Raw genomic sequence first — 21694 nt, 5'->3', positions numbered from 1 at the left:
ATTCCCGCGGTCGCACGTATCGAAATGGACTGGGCATGAGAATTGCAGTCGTAAACAACTTCTTCCCGCCTCGCCCTGGTGGCTCGGCGCATCTCGCTCAGCACCTTGCGAAGAAGTATGCAGCAGCCGGGCACGAGGTCCTCGTGCTCACCGCGACATACGGCGAGGCGCCGCGGGAAGAGACGAAGGACGGGATAAGGATCGTGCGGATTCCCGCCTGGACCCTGCCCAAGACGCGGTTCGCCGCGAACTTCGACATCGGGTTCGTCTCTTCCCCGAGCGCGAAGCGTCGTGTATTCGAACTGCTCGATGCGTTCGCGCCCGACGTCGTCCACCAGCACGGGCAGTTCTTCGACCTCACCTGGCTCAGTGGATGGTGGGCGAGAAAGCGACGTGTGCCCACCCTCCTGAGCATTCACACCCGGCTGGAAAGCCCGTTGAGCAAGTTCAACTCGTTCGTCTACGGGGTCGCCGACCGGATGCTCGTCGCTCCTCTCATGCGGGTCCATCGGCCGAAGCTCGTGGTGATGGACATCCTGATGGATCGCTACATCGACAAGCGGTACGCGCGCTGTATCAGTGGAAAGGTGAACATTCCGGTGGGCATCGATCCCGCCGTCATGCGAGGCGGGGATGCCTCCGTCGCGATCGCGAAGCTGGGGCAGCCGGGCAAACGCATCATCGTCTCGATCGGACACGTGATTCCGCAACGGAGCCGCATCGCGCTCGTTCGCGCTCTGCCGCAGATCCTCGTCGAGCACCCCGACACCCTGGTCGTGGTCGTCGGCGGGGTCTACCACGATGAGTTCCTGAAGATCGCGGCTGAGCTCGATGTCGAGCACGCCGTCGTCGCGCTGGGCGCTCTGCCTCAGGCAGAGGTGCCCGACTATCTCGCTGCGGCGGAGATCGAAGTCCACGAACTCGAAGGTGGTGGGTTCGGGACAGCGAGCCTCGAAGCGCTCGCATCCGGTATCCCCGTGATCGCGGCGATCGAGCCGGACAACTTCCTCGATCTCGTCGTGGAGAGCGGGCGAGAACTGTTCATCGTTCCGCCCGTGAGTTCGAAGGATCCCGGAGCCGATCCCGTGGCGCTGGCCGCTCTGATCAATCAGATTCTCGACAACCCCGAAGCGACGCGCGAGGCCGTGTCGATGAATGCTCAGGCGTTCATCGACCAGAACTTCACCATCGATGCCGTCGCCGGGCGCCACCTCGAGGTCTTGAAGGAGCTCGCGGAGGAACCGATTCAGACGGGTTCACGCTCGAACCGCGCCGGGTAGGCCGGACAGCCGGCGTGAACGTGGTTGCCGTGCCGACAGCAACCACGTCTGCCCGCTAAGAGCGGGCAACCACCCGCGCGGGGTTGCCGAGGACCTGGTCGCCGGCAGATACCTCGCGAAAGACCACGCTCCCGATTCCGATACGTGCACCCGCGCCGACCCGGACCCGGTCGATGAGCGTCGCGTTGGGGCCGACCCAGACGTCATCTCCGACTGCTGTGCTTCCTGCCAGGACCGCACCCGCGGCAACGAACACGCGTTCCCCGAGCTGGCTGCCGTGGGCGATCATCACGTTGCAATCGATGCGACAGTCTGCGCCGAGGCGAGTGTGGCGACGAGAGAAGCCACGTCCCACAACCGTGAGCGACCCGATCTCGGACCCTTCGCCGATGACCGTCTCCCCGTCGTGGACGACGCTCAACACGCCGCGGCTCGTTCGCTTGTGCTCGAATCCGCTGGTGCCGATCACTGCGCCCGCCCTGATCACGGCGTTGGCGCCGATCCGGGCCGACCGCAGAACGGTCGCGTTGGCCTCGATGATCACGTTCGCGCCGATCTCGACGCCGATGGGGTCGACGAACGCTGTCGGATGGATCGAGGCGCTGTCCGCGATGACACTGGGTTCCGTCTCGAGCGTCGAGGTCAGCGCGACCTGATTGTGCAGTGAGTAGAACGCCCAACGGGGATCGTCGGTGACGACGATCACCACGTCGTGAAGAACCGCCCGTGCATCCGTTTCCAGCGGCGTCGCGACCAGGAGGACGCGGAGGGCAGGGTTGGCTGCGGCCTCCGGCAGGAAGCGGGCGTCGTCGATGAAGCTGAGAATCGACCGACCGGGATCCGTGCCTGCCATATCCAGCCCGGCAACTTCGAATGGCTCTGCGGCTTCTATGTCGGTAGCGCGGCGGAGGTCGTCGTGAGTGATCATCTAAGTGATTCTATTCGGCCCTCGACGCCTCTCTGAGAGTCCCGAGGGATATACTTTGTGTCGTGCGTCGAGAAGTTCGATGCCTGAGAGGAGTCAGCCGTCGTGATGTCATCTGCGGAACTTAAGTCGCTCATCGATGAGGCGCTCGGCGGTGTGCAGCCCGACGGTGCTCCCAGCGATCGTCTCTGGGACTCCCTCGACCAGCTCGAGATCACCACGCACCTCCACGACCACCTCGGCGACGGCGTGAGCGACATCGACGCGCTCGCCTCGTTCAAGGATTTCGACGAGCTCGCGGGCATCCTCAGGACAGAGGGCTTCATTGAGTAAGCTCTGGGTCTACGGGCCTTCGACCGCGCTTGGTTCCGAGAGGATCGATGTCGCCGAGCTTCTCGAACAGTACGGCCCGGTGCGCCCTGACTTCATGGACAAGACCGGGTTCCACACGTTGTACGCCACACCGGACGACGTCTCGGCCATGGATCTTGCCGTCGAGTCGATCGAGAAGATCGACGATGGTTGGTGGCGGGACGCGGTCGACGGACTCGTGCATGTCTCGTCGACGAGTGTCTTGACGGCCCCGGGCAACGCACATCTCCTTCAGGCGCGGCTCGATCTCAAGAAGGAGACGTTCGTCCTCGACATCAATGACGCGTGCACCGGATTCGTCCGCGCACTGGCCGTCGTCGACGCGATTATCGCCGCGGGGCTCGCGCGTACCGTGCTTCTTGTCGCCGCTGACACCTACACGAAGCTCTACGACCCGTCGGAGCTCAAAGTCTCGCCGTTGTTCTCGGACGGAGCAAGCGTGCTCATCGTGAGCGGCGCGCCTCTGTCCAACGTTCCGGACGGTGTCGTCGCACACGAGTGGGAGATCATCGCTTCGACCTTCCGATCCGAGGGAGGCCACGCAGCGGACCTCTGCATCACACCTGATGCGCTCCGCGAGTCGGGGCATCTCACGATGAATGGTGGAGCGGTCTACACGTTCGTGCTGCGCAACATCGCCGAGGTCGTCCAGGACCTGACCGACCAGGCCGGTTCGCTCGATGATGTCTCGTGGTATGTGCATCAGGGATCGAGAACTGTGGTCACCGCCGTCGAGAAGGTCCTGAACGCAGAGCAAGGCAGTCTCTTCCGCTCCGCAGGCTACGGCAACGTGGTTCAGAGCTCCATCCCGTTCCAGCTTGCGGACGCTTCGGGTGATGAGTCGATGATCGGATTCCTCGGGTTCGGAGTTGGGCTGACCATTGCGGGTGCCGTCGTCAGGCAGCGCCGCATCTGAGGTTCCTGCGCGACCCACGCGCACGATTCATCGAACCGGGGATCGGCCCGCGTTCGACGAACCGTGCGCGTGGGTCTCTTCGTTCACCTCAGCGTGCGTCTGTGAGTCGTTTCGACTCGGCCAGGCTCCACAGCGTCGTGAACTCCGCATCGAGCGTGTTCTTGGCCTCCAGCATCGACTGGATGAAAGTGCGCGCCCCAGGGGCCGTGCCTCTGAACTCGGCGGCGTCAGCTTCCGTCACGTTGCGCATGTTGCCCAGGGCGGCTTTGAGGCGCTCATACGGGCCGACGCTCGCGCTGTTGAGAGCGAAGTGGATCGGGTGGACATCGATGATCGTAATCTCATCCGACGTACCGCGATCCGTGATGAAGCGGGGCCCGTCCCAGCGGGGTTCCTCAGCGAAGAACTCGAGGTCGTCTTCCCAGACGTAAGCGAATCGAGTCAGGCTGCGTCCATGGTCCAGAGGCAGCGTCGAAGGAGAAACCCCGCTGAGGTCTCGCAGGTAGACGCTTGCGTCGACACTGATGGGGCTCGCGTCCACGACCGTCTGCAGGATCGGGGTCGATTGCACGAGGCAATGGGTCCTCATCGTGCGCGCTTCGGGGGCGAAGCGAAGACACTCGCTGATGACCTCCTCGGGGCTCTCGCCGTGGCTGGAGCCCGGGAGGAAGTTTGGGTGAACGCCGATCTCGACGAGTGTCGGGTGCTCACGCAGAACGTCGAGCATCGGAGATTCATGCGTGACGAACCACGTCGACGGTGTCTCAGCCTCCACGAGTACATCCAGTAACTGTTTCATCGCCCAATCGGGTGCCCAATCGACATCGACGGTGAGTACGACGTTGTGCATTATTGCCCTTCCGTATTGTTCTTCCGCTCACAGACCCAGGAGGGACTGAAGTTCGTGGGCGGAGGCTCGGGCTGCGGCGACAGCCGCCTTCGTCTCGTTTCCGGCAGAGGCGGCCGTGCGCAGATCTGACAGCGTCTGACCGTAGGCGGTGACGCCATCGCGCCACATCTGGTCGATCGAGGCCGGCGGTCGCGCATCCGACAAGCGCTGCGCATCCATCTGGAGGCTGTCGATCACCGACACCGCATCCTGCGCATCTGAGCTGGAAACGATATCGAGACCGCGATCGGCGGCGCCTAGCCATCCGCCCACCTGAGCACGGAAATTCTCAAGGCTCGGGTCGGTCGGCGCGGGGGGAGTGATCTCCGGCGTGCGCGTGGGAGAGCTCGACGGTGTGGTCGTCGATGACGGGTCCGGCGATGCCGTCGCCGCTGGGCTGGGAGATCCGCTGACTCCAGGCGTCGGGCTCTCGCCGCGCGGGAGAAGGAGGATCAGCAGAATGGCGAGGACCGCCAGCCCGGCGATCGCGAGGCCGACGATCAGCCAGATTCGGCCCCTGTTCCTCGGCTTCGGTTCGATCGGTGCCCACCGGAGCTCGGGGGACGGCTCACTCATGAGGCGTCTTCCAGCGCGGGCATGGGCTTCCAGGAGCGGTCGCGGCTGATCTTGCGGCCTTCCTTGAGCCCGCGGAACAGGTTGCTCGTGCCGCGGACGGTGCGCTCGACGAAGAAGAGGCGGATGAGCTCCTTCGCGAAGGTCATCCCGGTGCCGAGTCCGAACAGCACGGGGTTGTAGTTGTCGTGCGCGCGGTAGTAGTGCTTGATGTAGGCGCGATTGCGCATGATGTAGAAGCGGTAGGCGTTGCTCGAGGCGTTCATGTGGCGGATGCCCATGTCCCACTGCTTGATCTCGCGTGTGCGGCGCAGCACGAACTCGTCGACGATGACGGCCGTGGTCTTTCGCGAGGCCAGCCACCCGTACATCTGGTCATCCCAGTAGATGAAGAAGCGGTGGTCGGGCAGGCCGATCTGCTTCACGATCGATCGGTGGATGAACATGCCTTCGAAGCAACCGCTGTTCATCTCTTTGAAGCCGGAGTCGTCGAAGCCCGAGGGAGCGAAGGGGATCGGGATGCCCATGCGCTCCGCGATGCGGTACTGCCAGTAGAACTCGCTGCCGTCGTAGTCGTAGCGGCGACCCTGGATGCTCTTGAAACGAGGGGCCCACTTGCCCATCTTCGCGAGACCGTCCGGAACGACCTCGACATCGTCGTCCATCATCCAGATCCACTCGGAGCCGAGCTCATACGCGGTGCGCATGCCTTCGCTGAACCCGCCGGAGCCTCCCGTGTTGGTCTCCAAGCGGCGATACACCACCTCGGTGTCGATGGTGTCGCGGAAGGATTCGACCACGTCGGTCGTGTCGTCGGAGGAGGCATTGTCGATGATCACGACGCGCCCGGGTTTCGGGTCCATCGCCGTGATGCTGGTGAGAAGTCCGGTGAGCAGATGCGATCTGTTGAAGGTGACGACGACGATCGTCGCCGCTTTCGGATCGAATGCAGCGGGCGCCGCGGTCATACCTTCTCCTCGAAGATCGATGGCAGTTCAGGGGGCTGAGGGCTCCGTCACCACGTGTCACCGTCGGGGACGATGCGGGACATGACGAGCAGTGAGTAGCCTACCGTCCGCTCCCTCGGGATCAGCGGAGAGGCTCACCTCGGCCGCAGAGAGACGATGGTTAGACTGGCTGCGATGAAGGTACTGATCACCGGCGGCGCCGGATACATCGGATCCACTGTCGCCACCGCGTGCATCGAGGCGGGGATGCAAGTGGTCATCCTCGACGACCTGTCCACGGGCCTTCGAGCGTTCTGTGAGGGGCGCGATCTCTATGAGGGCGACATCGCCGACCCGGAGATCCTCACCCGTCTCCTTTCGGATCACCCCGACATCGATGCTGTCGTCCACTGCGCGGCCCGCATCGTGGTGGCCGAATCGGTAACCGACCCCCTCGGCTACTACGACACCAACGTGGGCAGGACCATCGTGCTGCTCCAGCGACTCCGTGACGCGGGTATCTCCCGCATCGTGTTCAGCTCGTCGGCGGCGGTGTACGCGGGGGAGAGCGGTCAGGGCGCCGACGAGAACAGCCCCCTCGCACCGTCCAGCCCCTACGCCACGACAAAGGCCATGGTCGAGCAGATCTTGAAGGACGCGGCGACGAACGACGACTTCCGCGCGATCGCTCTCCGCTACTTCAATCCGATCGGAGCCGATCCGCAGATGCGTACCGGCCTGCAGAACCCCCTGCCCTCGCACGCGCTGGGGAAGATCATGCGGGCCCGCGCGACCGGCGAGCCGTTCTCGATCACGGGCACCGACTGGCCCACCCGCGACGGCTCAGGGCTGCGCGACTACATCCATGTCTGGGACCTCGCGCTCGCGCACGTGGCCGCTGTCAAGAGGTTCGACGACGTCTCCACACCCGATGAGCCCTACCAGGTGATCAATATCGGTACAGGGGAGGGCGTGACCGTCCGCGAGCTCGTGGCGGCGTTCGAGCGCGTCACCGGTGAGCCCCTTCCCACGATCGACATCGATCGCCGCCCCGGAGACCAGGCGGGCGCCTTCGCGATCGTCGATCGCGCGGCGGATGTCCTGGACTGGCGTGCGGAGCGCTCTGTGGACGATGGCGTGCGCGACGCGATCACCTGGGCGGCGAAGCTTCCCTCGGTGCGCTGACGACGCTCTCCGGCTACTCCTGCGGACGCAGCGTCGGGATGGCGCCCGTATGCGCCGCATCGATGTTCTCGCGCCACGACCGCGATTGCCCGGCACGTAGGGCGCACAGCACGAGCATGAACCACCCGGCGCCGACGAGCGTGAAGCTCTCGAACATCGAGTCGACCGCCAGGGTCACGAGCATGATCGGGGTCCACGCGTAGACGACCGATCGTCGTGTGCTCGCCACGAGCCAGGAGCGGATCAGGGCGACACCGCCCAGGAGCAGGAACACCACCAGGCCCGCGGCGCCGAGTTGCAGGAGCACGTCGAAGAACGCGTTGAGCGCGCTCTGGTGGCGATCGTCGAGCTGGAAGTTGATGTAGGTGAACGGGTATTCGCCGCGAGCCCAGTCACCGAACCAGCCCCAGCCCTGGATCGGCTTCACCGCGACGAAGTCCAGGATGGTGTTCCACAGCGAGGCGCGGAGCGAGAAGTCGGATCCGGCGTCGAGCAGGGCGATGATCTGGTGGCGCAGCGCGAAGCCGGCAGCGAGAGCGAGGGTGACCACGACCCCGAGCATCCATTGCACGATCGTCCGTCGTTCCGGAGGCGCATGCCGGACGATCGTGAGCGCCACCGTGACGACGCCCACGGCACCGGCGAGCACCAGGACGGTCGGAGAGGAGGAGAGCACCGCCAGGAACCCCGCCAGCCCTATCGAGATCACGGCGAGTGGTGCGTTCACCGATTGCGTCCGCCACTCGATCACGAACGTGATCAGTGCGATCACCGCGATGAACCCGAGCATGTTGCGACTGCCGAACAGCCCCTGGATCGGGCCGCCCGCCGCGAGGTCGCCCTGCACGCCGAGGAATGTGAACGGCAGGTCGAGAAGCACGCCCGACAGGATCTCCACGGCGAGCGAGGCGGCGAGGAGCACCCGCAGCGTGTCTCCGATCGCCCGCACGGTCTGGAGGGTGTCCCGGACGTGTCCGATCGTGATCGCCAGGAACGCATAGCCGAACAAGGACATCCAGCCGAAGATCGTGTCGGACTTGTCCGTGCTCCAGAAGACGCTCACGAGGGCCCACGCGAGGAATGCGAGCAGCGACGACGGCGCGATGCGCAGAAGGGAGAGCTCGTCCCTGCGCACCCACAGGATCGCCGCGCCGAGCAGGCACAGCGCCGCGATGATCGTCGCCAGCGTGACGGCTGACGTCATCTGCCGGATCGCGTACGATCCGAACACCGCGGTCAGGGCAGCGAGCGTGAACGCACGAGCCAGCTCCACCGATCCGAGCAGGCGGACCATCGGGCGCGCCGGCGTCACGGCACCCGCCGCTGCCGAGCGCCGCGTTCGAACAGGAGGTCGCGCTCGCCGACGCCGACCAGCGGCACCGACTTGAGCTTGAACGACAGGAGCACCAGGAGCATCCACCCCCACAGCATGATCGGGGTGGACTCGGAGAAGCCCTGCACCAGCAGCACCACCGTGAACAGGCTGGGAAGCAGGGTCAGCGGGGAGAACGGTCGTGCGCCGTCGAGATCCCAGCGGGGACGGTCGACGGCGAAGAACCAGGAGCGCCACAGCAGCGTGCCGTACGCGACCGCCATGAGCACAACGCCGACGACACCGAGCTGGAGCAGGACGTCCAACCACATGTTGTGCGCGTGGAACACGGTGATGCCGTGGTCGGTGATCCACTCGTCGAAAGCGGGGTCCGTCGGGATCCAGGGGCTCGAGAAGCCGTTGCCGAAGATCGGGTGCTCGACGGCGCGCTGCAGCACCTTGGTCCAGATCTTGTCCGAACGGCCGGTCAGATCGGCGCTGCGGCCGAGGAGACCGAGCAGCGGCTCGCGCAGCAGCCAGACGCCCAGGGCCGCGATCGCCGCGCCGCCGATGGCCACGATGTAGATGCGCGTGCGTGCGCCGGGGGTGCGGGCGCGGCGCATCAGGAGTGCGACGACGAGGACCACCGCGACGGCGGCTGCGCACACCATCGCGGTGGCCGATGCCGTACGGAACAGGAAGTACGCCGCGAGGAGCATCCACAGGGCGAGCGTCGTGCGCCACCGCGCTCTGGCGGCGAACAGCACTCCGAATGTGATGATCGCGAAGAGCGAGATGATCGCCAGGAGATTCGCGTTTCCGACGATGCCCTGGATCCTGCCCCCGTCGAACAGGTTGTCGCGCACCCAGTACCACTGCGGATCGATCTTTCCGTCCGGGAGTTCGAGGAAGTTCGGCAGCAGCGGTCCATGAAGCACCAGAGAGACCCAGAGCTCGATCGCCAGGGAGAGGCCGAGGATCCACTTGAACGCGGAGGAGAGAGCGCGGACGATCTCATGCCAGGTGAGCACGTGGGCGATGAAGAGAGCGTTGACCGTGACGGACGCGAGCAGGACCCAGGTGATGAGCGTCGGCCCGCGCCACTGCGACCAGGCCACGGATACGAGCGCGAGGGTCGTGTAGCCGAGCGCGGTCCAGGGCAGGCGACGCCAGCGGAAAGGCTGCGGGCGATTGCGGGCGAGCATCGTGACGCCGATGCCGAGCGTCGCCAGCGTGAAGACGGCGAGCGTGATCGCGGCGCCCTCCGGCCCGAGCAGGTTGTAGACGGCAGAGTGGGCGAAGGTGACGAATAGCACGATGATCGCATACCCGCGCAGCAGGAGATGCCCCGTCGACTCGCGCTCCGGCGCGGTGGGCGGGGCAGACACCGGATGCTTCGTGTACTGGGCCATCGCGTTCAGGCTACCGCCCCGCGCTCCCGACGTCGCTGAACGCGGCGACGCGGCTCTACGCTGGTGGCATGCTGCTGAGCCTCACCAACACGCCCCGTGATTACGCCTGGGGATCGGACTCCCTCCTCGCCGGACTCGAGGGACGCACACCGACCGGCGCTCCGGAGGCGGAGGTCTGGTTCGGCGATCACCCCGGTGACCCCGCCGACGTCGCCGGTGGTGGCACACTCGATCAGGTCACGGGAGGCACGCTTCCCTACCTCCTCAAGCTGCTCGCGGCGGGACGCCCGCTCTCGATCCAGGTGCATCCGACGATCGAGCAGGCGCGCGCGGGGTGGGCGCGGGAGAGCGGTCTCGACGCCGACGACCCGCAGCGCAACTATCGGGATGACAACCACAAACCCGAACTCCTGGTGGCGCTCAGCGATCGGTTCGAGTCGCTGAGCGGACTGCGTCCCGTCCCCGACACGCTCTCTCTGCTCGAGGCGCTCGATGACAGCCGTGGGGTCCGACAGCTGCGCGCACGTCTGCGCGCCGAGGGCGACGCCCTCCGCGACGTGATCGCCTGGCTGCTCGGCGGTGAGGCGGACGACGAGGTCGACGAGATCATCGGCGCGATCGTCACGGCCGCGGCTCGGGGCGAGGCGGGGGAGTGGAGCACGACGCTCCGCGCCATCGCCGACGTCGCGGAGACGTACCCGGGGGACCCGGGGGTCGTCGTGGCGCTGCTCATGAACCATGTGGTGCTCGCGCGTGGAGAAGGCGTGTTCCTGCGCGCCGGTCTGCTGCACGCCTATCTCTCCGGGCTCGGCGTCGAGATCATGGCCGCGAGCGACAACGTGCTCCGCGGGGGCCTCACGCCGAAGCGCATCGATGTGCCCGAGCTCCTGGCCATCCTCGACACCACTCCCGGGGAGGTGCCGGTGCTGCGCGCAGAGAGCGCGGGGCCGGTCACGCCGTATCCCGTTCCGGTATCCGACTTCGCCCTCGAGCGCGTCGTGGTCGACGGAGCCGTCCTCACCCTCGACGTCTCCGGGCCGACGATGGTGCTCGCCACCGCGGGAGACGTCACCGTCTCTTCGGCCTCCGGGGACGAACTCGTGCTCGCGGTCGGCACGGTCGCCTTCGCCGACGCGGACGAGGCGACCGTCACGCTCTCGGGCGTGGGCGAGGTCTTCATCGCTGGTCCAGGGCGATGATCCCCGCGGCCGATCACCGCATCCCGACACGCCGGTGATGGTCCATGAACCTTCAAGAGTCGCTTGAGGGTTTACGATCCGCGACTTGACCGGAGCGAATGACACGGGTGTAATTAGTCATGCGCACGGCCCGCCGGGGGGCGGAGACAGGGTTGGAGATCGAGATGACGGGTTACCGTTCAGACGTACCGGAGAACTGGTTCGTCGATCCGATCAACCTCGGTGTTCCCGGGGTTCGACGCACCGATGCCGGCGATGACGACAACGCTCTCGCCTGGCAGAGCGACGCTCTCTGCTCGCAGACCGACCCGGAGGCGTTCTTCCCCGAGAAGGGTGGATCGACGAGGGACGCCAAGCGGATCTGCACGTCGTGCGACGTCCGCGGGGAGTGCCTGGAATACGCTCTCAACAACGATGAGCGGTTCGGCATCTGGGGTGGCCTGTCCGAGCGCGAGCGCCGGAAGCTCAAGCGCCGCGCGAGCTGAACGGACCCGCATCGGCGCGAGAGCGACGATGCCACCGGCTTCGCGGGCGCGCCGTATCCGGTGCGTCGACGTCGCCCCTCGCGCGCATAGGCTGACGACGTCATGCCAGCCCGAGTTCACGCCATCATCGTCGCGCGCACTGGATCCTCTTCCCGAGCGCAACTCCTCCGCACTCTCGACGCCCTTCGCACGCAGACCACCCCCGCGGCGGCGGTGACCCTCGTCGTATGCGGCGATGCGTCGTCCGTGCGCGAGAGCGACGTCGTGGCGGGCACCGTCGAAGGGATCATCGAGGCGCGTGCCTCGACGTCCTTCGCCGAGGCGGTGGAGCTCGCCCGACCTCGAGTGCCCGAGGGGTCTGCGGTCTGGCTGCTGGCACAGGACACGACGCCGCACCCTCGGGCGCTGGAGCGTCTGAGCGGCACGCTGGAGCGCTCGCCGTCCGCCGCCATCGTCGCCCCCAAGCTCGTCGCCACGGACAACGAGCGCGAGATCGTCTCGCTCGGCGTCAGCATGACCGCGTGGGGCCGCTCCGTCGAACTCGCGGCGGGAGAGCTCGATCAGGGTCAGCACGACCGTTCCGACGATGCTCTCGGCGCCGATGTGCGGGGGATGCTCATCCGTGGCGAGGTGCGCGATGCCCTGCGACCCGATCCGGCCCTCGCGGGGGCCGATGAGGGACTCGACCTCGGGGTCCGTGCACGCCTCGGCGGTGGCCGTGTCGTCCTCGCGCCGAGTGCGCGGGTCTCAGCATCATCGGGCGGTCCTGCTGCGCTTCCGCCGGGTCGATCGCGCCGCGCCTACGTGACCCGCCTGGCCCAGCTGCACCGACGGCTGGCGTACGCGCCGGCCGCGGCCGTGCCGCTGCACTGGCTCAGCCTGCTTCCTCTCGCGCTGTGGCGCTCCATCACCGACCTCGTCGGCAAGCGGCCCGAGGCTGTTTTCCCCGAATGGGGGGCTGCCCTCACGGCCATGTTCCGATTCGGTGCGGTCGCACGTTCCCGCGCCGGCATCCGCGCCTTCCGCACTTCCGCCTGGGCCGGCATCGCTCCGTTGCGCGTGACGTCCTCCGAGCTGCGACGGCGTCTGGATGACGGGCACGGAAGCGAGGGAGGTGCGGTCAGCGAACTGCGTTTCTTCTCCGGTGGTGGGGCCTGGGCCGTACTCGCGGCCCTGGTCGTCAGCATCGCGTCCTTCACGAGCCTGCTCGCCTGGCCGACGCTCGGGGGCGGGGGACTGCTGCCGCTCCGTCAGACCATCGCCGCGCTCTGGAGCGATGCGGCGTGGGGAACCCGCGACGTCGCCCTCGGCCTCGTCGGCCCTGCCGACCCCTTCGCCTCCGTGGTCGCGGTACTCGGGACGCTCTGGCCTGCCGGTCCTTCCTTCGCCATGGTGCTGTTGTGGATCCTCGCCCTCCCGCTCGCAGTTCTGGGAGGGTGGTTCGCCGCCACGCGAGTGACCGATCGCGGAGGGCTCCGGATCTTCGCCGGCATCGCGTGGGCGCTCGCGCCCACGTTCCTCACCGCCCTGGTCGACGGACGTCCGGCCGCGGTGCTCGTCCATCTCCTGCTTCCTTGGCTCTTCCACAGCGCTGTGGTCGCCCATCGGTCATGGGGCGCCGCCGGGAGCGCGTCGCTGCTCCTCGCCGCCGTGCTCGCCTGCGCACCGTCGCTGGCACCCGCCCTTGCGCTGCTCTGGATTGTCGCCCTGGGCATCGTGCTGGGAACGGCGCAGTTCCGTGGCGCGGGGCGACTGCTCTGGCTGCCGGTGCCGACGATCGCCCTGTTCGCACCACTGGTGATCTGGCAGCTCGCTCACGGCACGCCTCTGGGGATCCTCGGCGACCCCGGACTCATCTGGGCGGGCCCCCAGGCCGCCGCTGACGCCGCCGGACGCCTCGCGATCGCCGGTGGCTTCCCGACATCGGAGCTGGGCGGCTGGATGGCGCTTCTGCCCGCACCCATCGCCGTGTGGGCGCCACTCCTGTGCGCACCTCTCGCCGTGCTGGCGCTCGGTGCGGCGGTCGCTCCACGCTGGCGCGCGGGGATCACCCTGCTCGTGGTCGCCCTGTCCGGGCTCGCCACGGCGTTCCTCGCGGTCGGGGTCACGGTGAGCTTCGCGCAGGGGACGCCGGTGGCGATCTGGCCGGGTACCGGACTCAGCCTGGCGTGGATCGGTGTCGTAGGGGCTGCCCTCGTGACGCTCGACACCGCGCTCACGCTTCCGCGTCTGCGGATCTTCGCGGCCGTCGCCGCGGCGGTGACACTGGCGGTCTGCGCGATCCCGGCGCTCAGCGCGCTGCACATGGGGCGCTCGGTGCTCACGAACGGTCCTGAGTCGACGCTGCCCTCGTATGTGGCTGCACAGGCCGCAGGGGATCGGCCGATCGCGACCCTCGTGCTCACCCCGCAGAACGACGGAGGACTGGCCGCAGAAGTGGCCTGGGGAGCCAGCGAGACGCTGGGGTCGCAGTCGACGATGATCTCCACCGCGGTCGAGCCGCAGGGAGCCGACATCTCCGCCCTGGCCGTGGATCTCCTCTCGGCCCGCGACTTCGATGCGCCCGGAGCATTGGCCGCCGAAGGGATCAGCTACGTCCTGGTCGCTGAGGTTCCTGGTGAAGGGGACAAGGCGCGGGCGCTTCGTACCGCGGCGGTCGCCTCGATCGATCAGCGTGCCGGCCTCGTGCACGCGGGCACCACCGATCGCGGCGTGCTCTGGCGTCTCGATGCCGACGCCGCCGAACAGCCACCGCTGACATCCGCCCAGCAGGGCACTGCTCGCCTCGTGATCACCGTGCAGCTGCTCGCAGTCTTCGCGGCCCTCCTGCTGTCCATCCCGACCCGTGCGTCGCGTCGTGCGGCTCGCGCCCAGTCGCGCATCGTCGGTCGCGTGCCTGAGGAGCCGATCGTGCTGCCTCGGCACGCGGAGGACAGGGATTCCCTCGATGAAGCGCCCGTCGGGGTGATCGAGGACCCCCAGGACGCGCCCGCCCTGAATGACGAGGCACTGGCGCCGATCGCTGATCCGGTGATCGATGACGCCGCTGGGCCGGTGGACGAGGTGACAGTGGGCGACGCGACAGCGGGCGACGCGACGGTGGGCGACGCGACGGTGAGCGAGGCGACAGCGGACGGTGGGTCGGCGGACGGCGCTTCGGCGAGCCCCCACGACGAACACGCGAAGCCGATGGAGGAGGACCGATGAGCAACGGGAACCGCGCCTTCCGGGTCGCCGCGACCAGCGCCCGTGTCATCACGGGCGTGGCCGTGATCGCCGCCTGCGTCGTCGGTGTCGCCACGGCGATCCATGCGCCGTGGCCGACCGTCGCGCACGACCCCGCGCAGGTCGAGGTCACACCCGTGCCCGGCGACAGCGTGCTGGTCTGCAACGGCGATCTCCGTGCTCTCGGTCGTGACGCGTCGGCCCCCCTGGACATGCTCTCCGCGGCACCGACGAGCCTCACGTCCGGAGGCACGGCCGGAAGACCGTCGTCCGAGACGCTTGAGGTACCCGATCTGCCCGATGCGGGTGGACCGCAGGTGCTCACCGGCCCGGTCGACGGGCGTTCGGCACCGTTGATCGCCGGTGCCGAGTCCGTCACGATCGCCGCGGACGACCTCGCGGGGTACGCTGCCCTGCCCTGCGGCGTGCCGAGGCTGGAGTCGTGGCTCGTGGGCGGGAGCATCGACACCGGCACCGAAGACATCATCACCCTCACCAACGCGACCGAGGTCCCGTCGACGGTGACCCTCGCCGTGTACGGAGCCGCCCGCAGCACCCGGACGGTCATCGTCCCTCCGCGCTCGCAGACGGCGCTCCCTCTGACCTCGTTCGCCGCCGGCAACGATCTGCCGGTTGTCAAGGTGAGCGCGGTGGGAGCTCCGGTGAGAGCGGCCCTGCAGTCCTCGCTCGTGCGCGTCCTCGATCCTGCGGGCATCGATCTCCAGGACTCGGTCGCGGGCCCCCAGCAGAGACTCGTCTTCACCGGAGTGCAGGCGTTCCCGGCCAACGGCGATGACGCGGAGATGGCCGTTCTGCGGGTGCTGGCCCCCGGCGTCGACGCTCGGGTCCAGGTGAGGGTGCAGGCCGAGGGCGCCACGGTGCCTGTAGACGAGTTCACCGTGCCCGTCGAGGCGGATCTTCCCGCTCAGGTCTCGCTCTCCGGCCTCGAGCCCGGTCGGTACACCGTCGAGGTCGAATCCGACGTGCCGCTCCTCGCCGGGGTCAGACAGCAGGACGGCTTCGGTCTCGATTCGGACTTCGCGTGGGTCACCCCCGCGCCGGAGATCGACGCCGAGGTGGTCTTCGCCGTGCCCTCCGGTCCCGATGCACGACTGCAGGTGTCGAACACCTCGGACCGGGACGCGACCGTCACACTCGAGCCGGTCGACGGCGGTCAGGCCCAGGAGGTCGTCATCCCCGCGGGGGAGACCGGCGGGATCGCGGTGGAGGGGCGGACGACGTACCGGATGCGGACGACGGCGCCCGTGCACGCGGCCGTGACCCTCACGGCACCCGGGGCGCTCGCAGTGCTCCCGGTGCAGGCGAGCAGCGGCGGAGAGAAGCCGATCACGGTCTATCCCTGACGGAATGCGGGGCCCCGGCCGCCGGAGTGTCAGTGCTCGTGACCGAGATCCCACGGTTCACGGCCGACGTACTCCGCGGCGGCCCGGAACACCGCGCTCTCGATGGCCATGCGTCTGTGGGCGGCATCGTCGTGCCCCGGAGGCAGGAGCCGCTCGATGGGAAGTCGGAACAGGACGATACGTCGATTGTCGCGATCGAGGTACCAGCGCGGCACCTCTTCGCCGGCGTCGAAACCCGGGATCGCGCCGATCTCGAACCGGACGTTCTGCAACTCTGGCCATGTCCCGCGGAGGAACTCCACGGCCGTTCCGACGGTGAGGTCGAATCTGTCGAGGCGGCCGTCGAGCGGAGCCAGCGGTGGTCGTACGACCTCGCTGCGGCCGAGACGCCCGTGTCGTCCGTGCCGTGCACCGCGCCGCGGGGCAGCGGAGGCATGAGCGGTGCGACGGCGGGGCATGACGAAAGTCTAGGCGGTGCGAGGATCACTCGGCGCGGCATCCGGCGCTCACCCGGGGCGCGCCGTACGCTGGCGGAGATGGACGGACGACTGTGCTCGAAGGTCGGCTGCGCGCGCGAAGCCGTAGCCACCCTCACCTACGACTACGGCGATCAGATGGCGGCGCTCGGCCCGCTCGGCGCCGCGAACGACCCGCAGGCACATGATCTGTGCTCACCGCATGCGGACCGGCTCTCGGTTCCCGCGGGCTGGCTGGTCGTCCGTCACGAGGCCCTCCGCGCCTGACGGCGTTGCGTCGACACGCGGACGCAGCCGTCGGCGAGGATCCGAAGTCTGGATACGCTGACCGCAGGCGTGCCAGGGCGGCACGGCCGGAAAGGCACTCGTGATCGTCTGGCGTCGCTGGATCTTCCCCCTGCTTCTCGTGGTGGTCTTCGGAGCGTGTGCCGCGGCACTCGTCAAGATCGCGTTCTTCCCCGACCGCGCGGAGAGCGTCGTCAGCCCTGAGGCGGGGATCACGGATCCGGTGGTGGTGGTGGAACGCGGTTCGGTGGTCAATGCGCTGAGCCTGAGTGGGAACGTGGCCCGCGACGACGCCTACGTCGTCCGCGGCGAGCTCAACGGCACCGTCCTCGCCGTGCACGTGGGTGAAGGAGCAGCGGTGGCCGCCGGCCAGAAGCTCTACACCGTGCGCCAGGAAGAGCCGCGGAAGGACATCGACGTCGTCGCGCCGGAAGCGGGCGACGTGTCGGAGTTCGCCATGGTCAAAGGCCAGGCCACCACGGTCGGGACAGAGGCGTACAAGCTCACCCCGGCCAAGTACCACCTGCTCGCGACGGTCGACCCTGTGCAGCTGTACCGCCTCGTCAACGCGCCCACGGAGGCGACGGTCACCATCACCGGCGGTCCCGCGCCGTTCGCGTGCACCGGAGTCGGGGTGCAGGTCACCGCGGAGGGCACGGCGAGTGTGCGCTGCGCCATCCCCGTCGATCAGACCGTCTTCGCCGGACTCCCCGCGAAGATGGACCTCGCTCTCGGCCAGGTCGACGATGCTCTGGTGATCCCGGTCACCGCCGTCCAGGGCGGCGCGGGATCCGGCAAAGTCTGGGTGGACGCGGGCGACGGATCCGACCCCGAGGAGCGCGCAGTGACGCTCGGCGTCAACGACGGCGTCACGGTCGAGGTGACGGAGGGGCTGGCCGAGGGGGACAGCATCCGTCAGTTCGTCCCCGGCTTCGTGGCTCCCGTCGAGGAGTTCTGCTACGAGGTCTCCCCGGGAGTGGAGCAGTGCGACAGCGGGATGAACTGGTGAGTCTCGTCGCGCTCGACGACGTCTCCAAGAGCGTGCTCCTGGCGGATGACTCCCGGCTGGAGATCCTCCGCGGGATCACCCTCGAGGTGGTAGCCGGTGACCACGTCTCGATCGTGGGTCGGTCGGGATCCGGGAAATCCACCCTGCTCAACATCCTGGGCATGCTGGACGCACCCACATCGGGCTCCGTCGCATTCGAAGGGCGCGAGGTGCGCAGGATGCGCTCCGGTCGGCTCGACCGCCTGCGCGGGGACAACGTCGGCTTCGTCTTCCAGCAGTTCAATCTTCTTCCCGGGCGCACGGCGATCGACAACGTGATGATGCCGCTGGGCCACGCCAAGGGGAAGATGTTCTGGAACCGTCGTCAGATCGCCGCCGACATGCTGGAGCGGGTCGGCCTCGGGCATCGTGTCGAGCAGATCGCGGACAAGCTCTCCGGCGGCGAACAGCAGCGCGTCGCGATCGCCAGGGCGCTGGTACGCCGACCCGTCCTGATCCTCGCCGACGAGCCGACGGGCGCGCTCGACATCGACACCGGCGCATCCGTGATGGCGCTCCTCGACGAGGTGGCCACCGAGACGGACGCTGCACTGGTCACGATCACCCATGACCTCCATGTCGCGGCACGGGCACGTCGGCACTACCGCCTCGATGCGGGCCGCCTGGAAGCCGCCGACCTCAGCCGCGCCTTCGAAGCGTCGACCCTCGCGGCGTCGGTGCCTTCGGCGCCGCCGGAGGTGATCGCATGACCGGCTTCCTCGGTGCTCTCTCCGACGCCTGGGCCGAGATCCGGGTGCACAAGCTGCGTGTGCTGCTCAGCCTGATCGGCATCGCGGTGTCGGTGGGCGCTCTGACCGCGGTCGTCGCGTTCTCCGAGTACCAGCGCCAGTTCCAGGCCGAGCAGTCCGACCGGTGGGGCGGGCGCGCCGCGACCGTCGTCGTCTCCGTCAACACCGATGACGGCTCTCCCGTCGACGCCGACGGCTTCGATGCCCGCTTCAGTCGTGTGTCCGAGCGGTTCGGTTTCAGCCACACCGCGCGCATCTCCCAGGGGCTGACGGTCGACCTGCAGCTTCCCGACGGCATAGCGCAGGTTCCGGCGCGCATCATGGATCCTGCGTTCTCGCAGATCCATCGCGAGCGACTTCTGGACGGGCGCTGGTTCCTCGACTCGGACACCGAGGCGATGGCACCCCCCGTCGTGATCACCGAGCCCCTCTGGGACCGTCTGGGGCGTGTGCCGCTGTCGCAGCACCCCACGGTGACCCTGAGCGGTCCGGCCGGTGGCACGTACCAGGTGATCGGAGTCACACCTCGCCAGGGCTTCGGCGACGAAGAGCTTCGCGTCGATCTGCTCTACGACGCGTACCGGGCCCGCGTGGACGCGTTGCCCACGGAGGCGTGGACCCAGTACGAGATCTGGATGGGCACGGGGCAGGTCGACCAGATCGCCCCGGTGCTCGCGATGGACCTCCGGGCGGGCCTGCCTGCCGGACAGACGGTCACGGTGAACAGATCGGACTGGGCGGCGCAGCCCGGCGCGATGGACGCCCAGGCGACCTTCGAGATGATCACCGGAGGAATCGCCGCGCTGATCCTCGCCCTCGGAGCGCTGAGCCTCATCAACATCCAGCTCGTGGCGATGCGCCAGCGCGTGCGCGAGATCGGTGTGCGACGCGCGTTCGGGGCGAGCTCGGGCCGGGTCTTCTTCGCGGTGTTCCTGGAGAGTCTGGTGGCGACGACGGTGGCCGGCGTGATCGGGATCGCGATCGTCGTCGCGGTGCTGCGGTCGGAATGGGTCATCACATCGCTGTTCTACGGCATCCAGGACATCCCGCCGTTCCCGATGCGGGCGGCGCTCATCGGGCTTCTCGCCTCCGTCATCGTCGGCGCGGTGTCGGGCTTCATACCCGCTCTCGTCGCCCTGCGGGTGAAGGTGATCGACGCGATCCGCTTCTGACGCACCGGCGGGCTCGATCGGGTCGCCCGGTGCTGGTGGGAGGGTTCCTGCGGACGTCCGCTAGACGCCGACCCGACGGCCGGTGAGCCGTTCGGCACGACGATCGGAGTTCTCCAGCGCCCGCCGCTCGCGCTCGCGACGCAGAACGGTGATGCCGATCAGAACCTGCTCGGGCGGCGCCGAGGGCAGCGGGGAGACGAACGGGCTCGCCTCGGTGAGCAGATCCTGGGCGACGCGTGCCCGCGCCGCCGGGATCATGCGCGGGGCACTCTGCAGGAACTGGGAGATCCGGCGTGCGAGACGGTCGGGCAACCGGGCGACGTCGGCGATCTGCGCCCAGCCGGCCAGCGGTGAGGGAAGGAGGGGGAGGTGCGAGCTCAGAGCGGGTGTGCGCACGCGCTGGCTGTAGGTCCCGGCGACGAGGTCGCCCAGACGCTGCGATCGCGCGGTGAACGCGCCCGTGAGCACGGCGATCCCGCCGAAGGTCATGTAGATCTCGAGGACGCCGAGCAGCCCGCGGATGAACGCGTGACGGAAACCCGCGGCGCCGCCGTCCATGCGCACGATCCGTCCACCGACCGCGAGCTTGCCGAGGCTGCGTCCCTTCAACGCGACCTCCATCGTGATCGGGAGCACGACGAAGCTCACCACGAACGCCGAGACCACGGCGATGCGATCCGTCGTCTCATCGAGCACGCCCGCGTCCAGCAGCCAGATGCGCAGGAAGATCCACAGGATGAAGACGGCGTAGCCGAGGAGCATGTCGATCGCGGCGCCGAGCGCTCGCAGCAGGAACCCGACGGGCTGCACGTCGAGCGCGACGGCCTCGCCGGACAGGACCTCGTCGGAGACGTCGATCGGGACGGACATGAGTACAGTAAATCAGGTGGATGCCGATGCGCTGACAGATGCACGCCGCGCCGAATGGGAGCGGCTCGACCAGCTCAGTCGCGCCCGTCTCGACGGCGACGGGGTCGATGAGCTCATCGTCCGGTATCGGGCGGCCTCCGCCGATCTCGCCGAACTGAAGACGTCCGTCGGCGACTCGCCGCAGGGCGCGTACCTGTCGACGATCCTGGTTCGCGCCCGGCTGCGACTCACCGGCGCATCCGACAGCATCCTCACCCAGACGAGCCGCTTCTTCCGGTGGCAGCTGCCCGCGGCCCTGTACCGCTTGCGTTGGACGACGCTGGTCATCGCGATCTCGTTCATCGCGGTCGCCGTCGGCACCGCCGCATGGATCGCGAGCGACCCCGCGATCGTGGCCACGCTGGGGCCGCCTGCGGCCCTCGCGCAGTATGCGGAGGAGAGTTTCACGGGCTACTACACGGAGAACCCGGCAGCGGCGTTCATGGGCATGGTCTGGACGAACAACGCCTGGATCGCCATGCAGTGCGTGCTCTTCGGCGTCACGGGGATCTGGCCGGTGTACGTGCTGGTGCAGAACGCGATGGGTCTCGGCACGACCGGGGCGATCATGGCCGTCCACGACAAGGCCGACCTCATGGTGCTGTACATCCTTCCGCACGGGATGCTCGAGATGACCTGCATCTTCGTCGCGGCCGCCGCCGGGCTGCACGTCTTCTGGGCCTGGGTCGCCCCGGGGCACCGTACGCGTGGGCAGGCGCTCGCCGAGCAGGGAAGGGCGCTGGCGACCGTCGCGATGGGTCTGGTCTTCGCGCTGTTCCTCGCCGGGCTCGTCGAGGGATTCGTGACGGGCTGGGCACTGCCCTGGCCGGTGAAGATCGGGATCGGTGCGGCCGCGCTCGCCGTGTTCCTCATCTACATGCTGGTGATCGGCGGGAGGGCGCATCGCGCGGGTGAGACCGGCGACCTCGTCGAATACGAAGCGGGCACCCCGCGCCTGGTCGTCGGCTGAC

21 protein-coding genes are annotated in these 21694 nt (G+C 68.0%); 13 read left to right on the top strand and 8 right to left on the bottom strand.

What is annotated here, in order from left to right; translation table 11 throughout:
* Window positions 1-35 precede the first annotated feature (35 nt).
* Entirely contained in the window at window positions 36-1280 is a 1245-nt protein-coding gene (locus ABDC25_RS11300) for a glycosyltransferase family 4 protein (protein ID WP_347122994.1), read from the top strand.
* A gap of 55 nt (window positions 1281-1335) precedes the next feature.
* Here ABDC25_RS11300 and ABDC25_RS11295 read toward each other — a convergent pair whose 3' ends face one another.
* Window positions 1336-2208 carry a hypothetical protein gene (locus ABDC25_RS11295; protein WP_152525883.1) on the bottom strand — a complete coding sequence of 291 codons (873 nt, stop codon included), beginning with the start codon at window positions 2206-2208 and terminating at the stop codon, window positions 1336-1338.
* Window positions 2209-2310: 102 nt separating this feature from the next.
* Between ABDC25_RS11295 and ABDC25_RS11290 the strand changes: the two genes are divergently transcribed.
* The gene (locus ABDC25_RS11290) at window positions 2311-2538 is read left to right on the top strand and encodes a hypothetical protein (protein ID WP_152525884.1); all 228 of its coding nucleotides are present in this window, start codon (window positions 2311-2313) and stop codon (window positions 2536-2538) included.
* Window positions 2531-3493: a 3-oxoacyl-[acyl-carrier-protein] synthase III C-terminal domain-containing protein gene (locus tag ABDC25_RS11285; protein ID WP_167254477.1), complete on the top strand. Its 963-nt coding sequence runs from the start codon at window positions 2531-2533 to the stop codon at window positions 3491-3493. The genes ABDC25_RS11290 and ABDC25_RS11285 overlap by 8 nt, the downstream gene beginning before the upstream one ends.
* Window positions 3494-3581: 88 nt before the next feature.
* On the opposite strand, the gene ABDC25_RS11280 is transcribed toward ABDC25_RS11285, so the two are convergent.
* The 3 genes from ABDC25_RS11280 to ABDC25_RS11270 form a co-directional block, all read right to left on the bottom strand.
* The gene (locus tag ABDC25_RS11280) at window positions 3582-4220 is read right to left on the bottom strand and encodes a hypothetical protein (RefSeq protein WP_167254475.1); all 639 of its coding nucleotides are present in this window, start codon (window positions 4218-4220) and stop codon (window positions 3582-3584) included.
* A gap of 150 nt (window positions 4221-4370) precedes the next feature.
* Window positions 4371-4958 (bottom strand): hypothetical protein, encoded by a 588-nt coding sequence (locus tag ABDC25_RS11275; RefSeq protein WP_021199823.1) that lies wholly within the window; start codon window positions 4956-4958, stop codon window positions 4371-4373.
* Entirely contained in the window at window positions 4955-5923 is a 969-nt protein-coding gene (locus ABDC25_RS11270) for a glycosyltransferase family 2 protein (RefSeq protein WP_167254473.1), read from the bottom strand. The genes ABDC25_RS11275 and ABDC25_RS11270 overlap by 4 nt, the downstream gene beginning before the upstream one ends.
* Window positions 5924-6097: 174 nt before the next feature.
* Between ABDC25_RS11270 and galE the strand changes: the two genes are divergently transcribed.
* Window positions 6098-7087 (top strand): UDP-glucose 4-epimerase GalE, encoded by a 990-nt coding sequence (gene galE, locus ABDC25_RS11265; protein WP_167254471.1) that lies wholly within the window; start codon window positions 6098-6100, stop codon window positions 7085-7087.
* Window positions 7088-7100: 13 nt separating this feature from the next.
* Here the strand turns inward: galE and ABDC25_RS11260 are convergent, their stop codons facing one another.
* Window positions 7101-8399: an O-antigen ligase family protein gene (locus ABDC25_RS11260; RefSeq protein WP_347122991.1), complete on the bottom strand. Its 1299-nt coding sequence runs from the start codon at window positions 8397-8399 to the stop codon at window positions 7101-7103.
* Window positions 8396-9811, bottom strand: coding sequence for an O-antigen ligase family protein (locus tag ABDC25_RS11255; RefSeq protein WP_347122989.1), 1416 nt, complete (start codon window positions 9809-9811; stop codon window positions 8396-8398). Before ABDC25_RS11255 ends, ABDC25_RS11260 begins: the two co-directional genes overlap by 4 nt.
* 68 nt (window positions 9812-9879) lie before the next feature.
* Between ABDC25_RS11255 and manA the strand changes: the two genes are divergently transcribed.
* The 4 genes from manA to ABDC25_RS11235 all read left to right on the top strand — a co-directional run bounded on the left by manA (window position 9880) and on the right by ABDC25_RS11235 (window position 16084).
* On the top strand, window positions 9880-11010 hold the full coding sequence (gene manA / locus ABDC25_RS11250; RefSeq protein WP_347122988.1) for a mannose-6-phosphate isomerase, class I: 1131 nt from the start codon (window positions 9880-9882) through the stop codon (window positions 11008-11010).
* 164 nt (window positions 11011-11174) lie between these two features.
* Window positions 11175-11495: a WhiB family transcriptional regulator gene (locus ABDC25_RS11245; protein WP_081859749.1), complete on the top strand. Its 321-nt coding sequence runs from the start codon at window positions 11175-11177 to the stop codon at window positions 11493-11495.
* A 102-nt stretch (window positions 11496-11597) separates the two neighbouring features.
* Window positions 11598-14702 (top strand): glycosyltransferase, encoded by a 3105-nt coding sequence (locus tag ABDC25_RS11240; RefSeq protein ID WP_347122987.1) that lies wholly within the window; start codon window positions 11598-11600, stop codon window positions 14700-14702.
* Window positions 14699-16084, top strand: a complete 1386-nt coding sequence (locus tag ABDC25_RS11235) for a DUF5719 family protein (protein WP_347122986.1) — start codon at window positions 14699-14701, stop codon at window positions 16082-16084. The genes ABDC25_RS11240 and ABDC25_RS11235 overlap by 4 nt, the downstream gene beginning before the upstream one ends.
* A gap of 29 nt (window positions 16085-16113) precedes the next feature.
* Here ABDC25_RS11235 and ABDC25_RS11230 read toward each other — a convergent pair whose 3' ends face one another.
* Entirely contained in the window at window positions 16114-16542 is a 429-nt protein-coding gene (locus tag ABDC25_RS11230) for a hypothetical protein (protein ID WP_021199832.1), read from the bottom strand.
* 78 nt (window positions 16543-16620) lie between these two features.
* Between ABDC25_RS11230 and ABDC25_RS11225 the strand changes: the two genes are divergently transcribed.
* The 4 genes from ABDC25_RS11225 (at window position 16621) to ABDC25_RS11210 (ending at window position 19814) form a co-directional block, all read left to right on the top strand.
* Window positions 16621-16827, top strand: coding sequence for a DUF3499 family protein (locus ABDC25_RS11225; protein WP_021199833.1), 207 nt, complete (start codon window positions 16621-16623; stop codon window positions 16825-16827).
* 100 nt (window positions 16828-16927) lie between these two features.
* The gene (locus ABDC25_RS11220; protein ID WP_021199834.1) at window positions 16928-17854 is read left to right on the top strand and encodes a hypothetical protein; all 927 of its coding nucleotides are present in this window, start codon (window positions 16928-16930) and stop codon (window positions 17852-17854) included.
* A complete protein-coding gene (locus ABDC25_RS11215) occupies window positions 17851-18603 on the top strand; it encodes an ABC transporter ATP-binding protein (RefSeq protein ID WP_347122984.1) in 753 nt (250 codons plus the stop codon). Before ABDC25_RS11220 ends, ABDC25_RS11215 begins: the two co-directional genes overlap by 4 nt.
* Window positions 18600-19814, top strand: a complete 1215-nt coding sequence (locus ABDC25_RS11210; protein WP_347122983.1) for an ABC transporter permease — start codon at window positions 18600-18602, stop codon at window positions 19812-19814. The genes ABDC25_RS11215 and ABDC25_RS11210 overlap by 4 nt, the downstream gene beginning before the upstream one ends.
* A 60-nt stretch (window positions 19815-19874) precedes the next feature.
* Here ABDC25_RS11210 and ABDC25_RS11205 read toward each other — a convergent pair whose 3' ends face one another.
* Entirely contained in the window at window positions 19875-20684 is an 810-nt protein-coding gene (locus ABDC25_RS11205; RefSeq protein ID WP_347122982.1) for an RDD family protein, read from the bottom strand.
* Window positions 20685-20700: 16 nt separating this feature from the next.
* Here ABDC25_RS11205 and ABDC25_RS11200 point away from each other — a divergent pair, with 16 nt between their 5' ends.
* Window positions 20701-21693 carry a stage II sporulation protein M gene (locus ABDC25_RS11200; RefSeq protein WP_021199838.1) on the top strand — a complete coding sequence of 331 codons (993 nt, stop codon included), beginning with the start codon at window positions 20701-20703 and terminating at the stop codon, window positions 21691-21693.
* The last annotated feature ends 1 nt before the right edge of the window (window position 21694 follow it).

Source organism: Microbacterium sp. SY138 (assembly GCF_039729145.1).
GTDB lineage: Bacteria > Actinomycetota > Actinomycetes > Actinomycetales > Microbacteriaceae > Microbacterium > Microbacterium maritypicum_A.
Note: the sequence above shows the minus strand (reverse complement) of the source record. Positions and strands in the feature narration are given on the sequence as shown.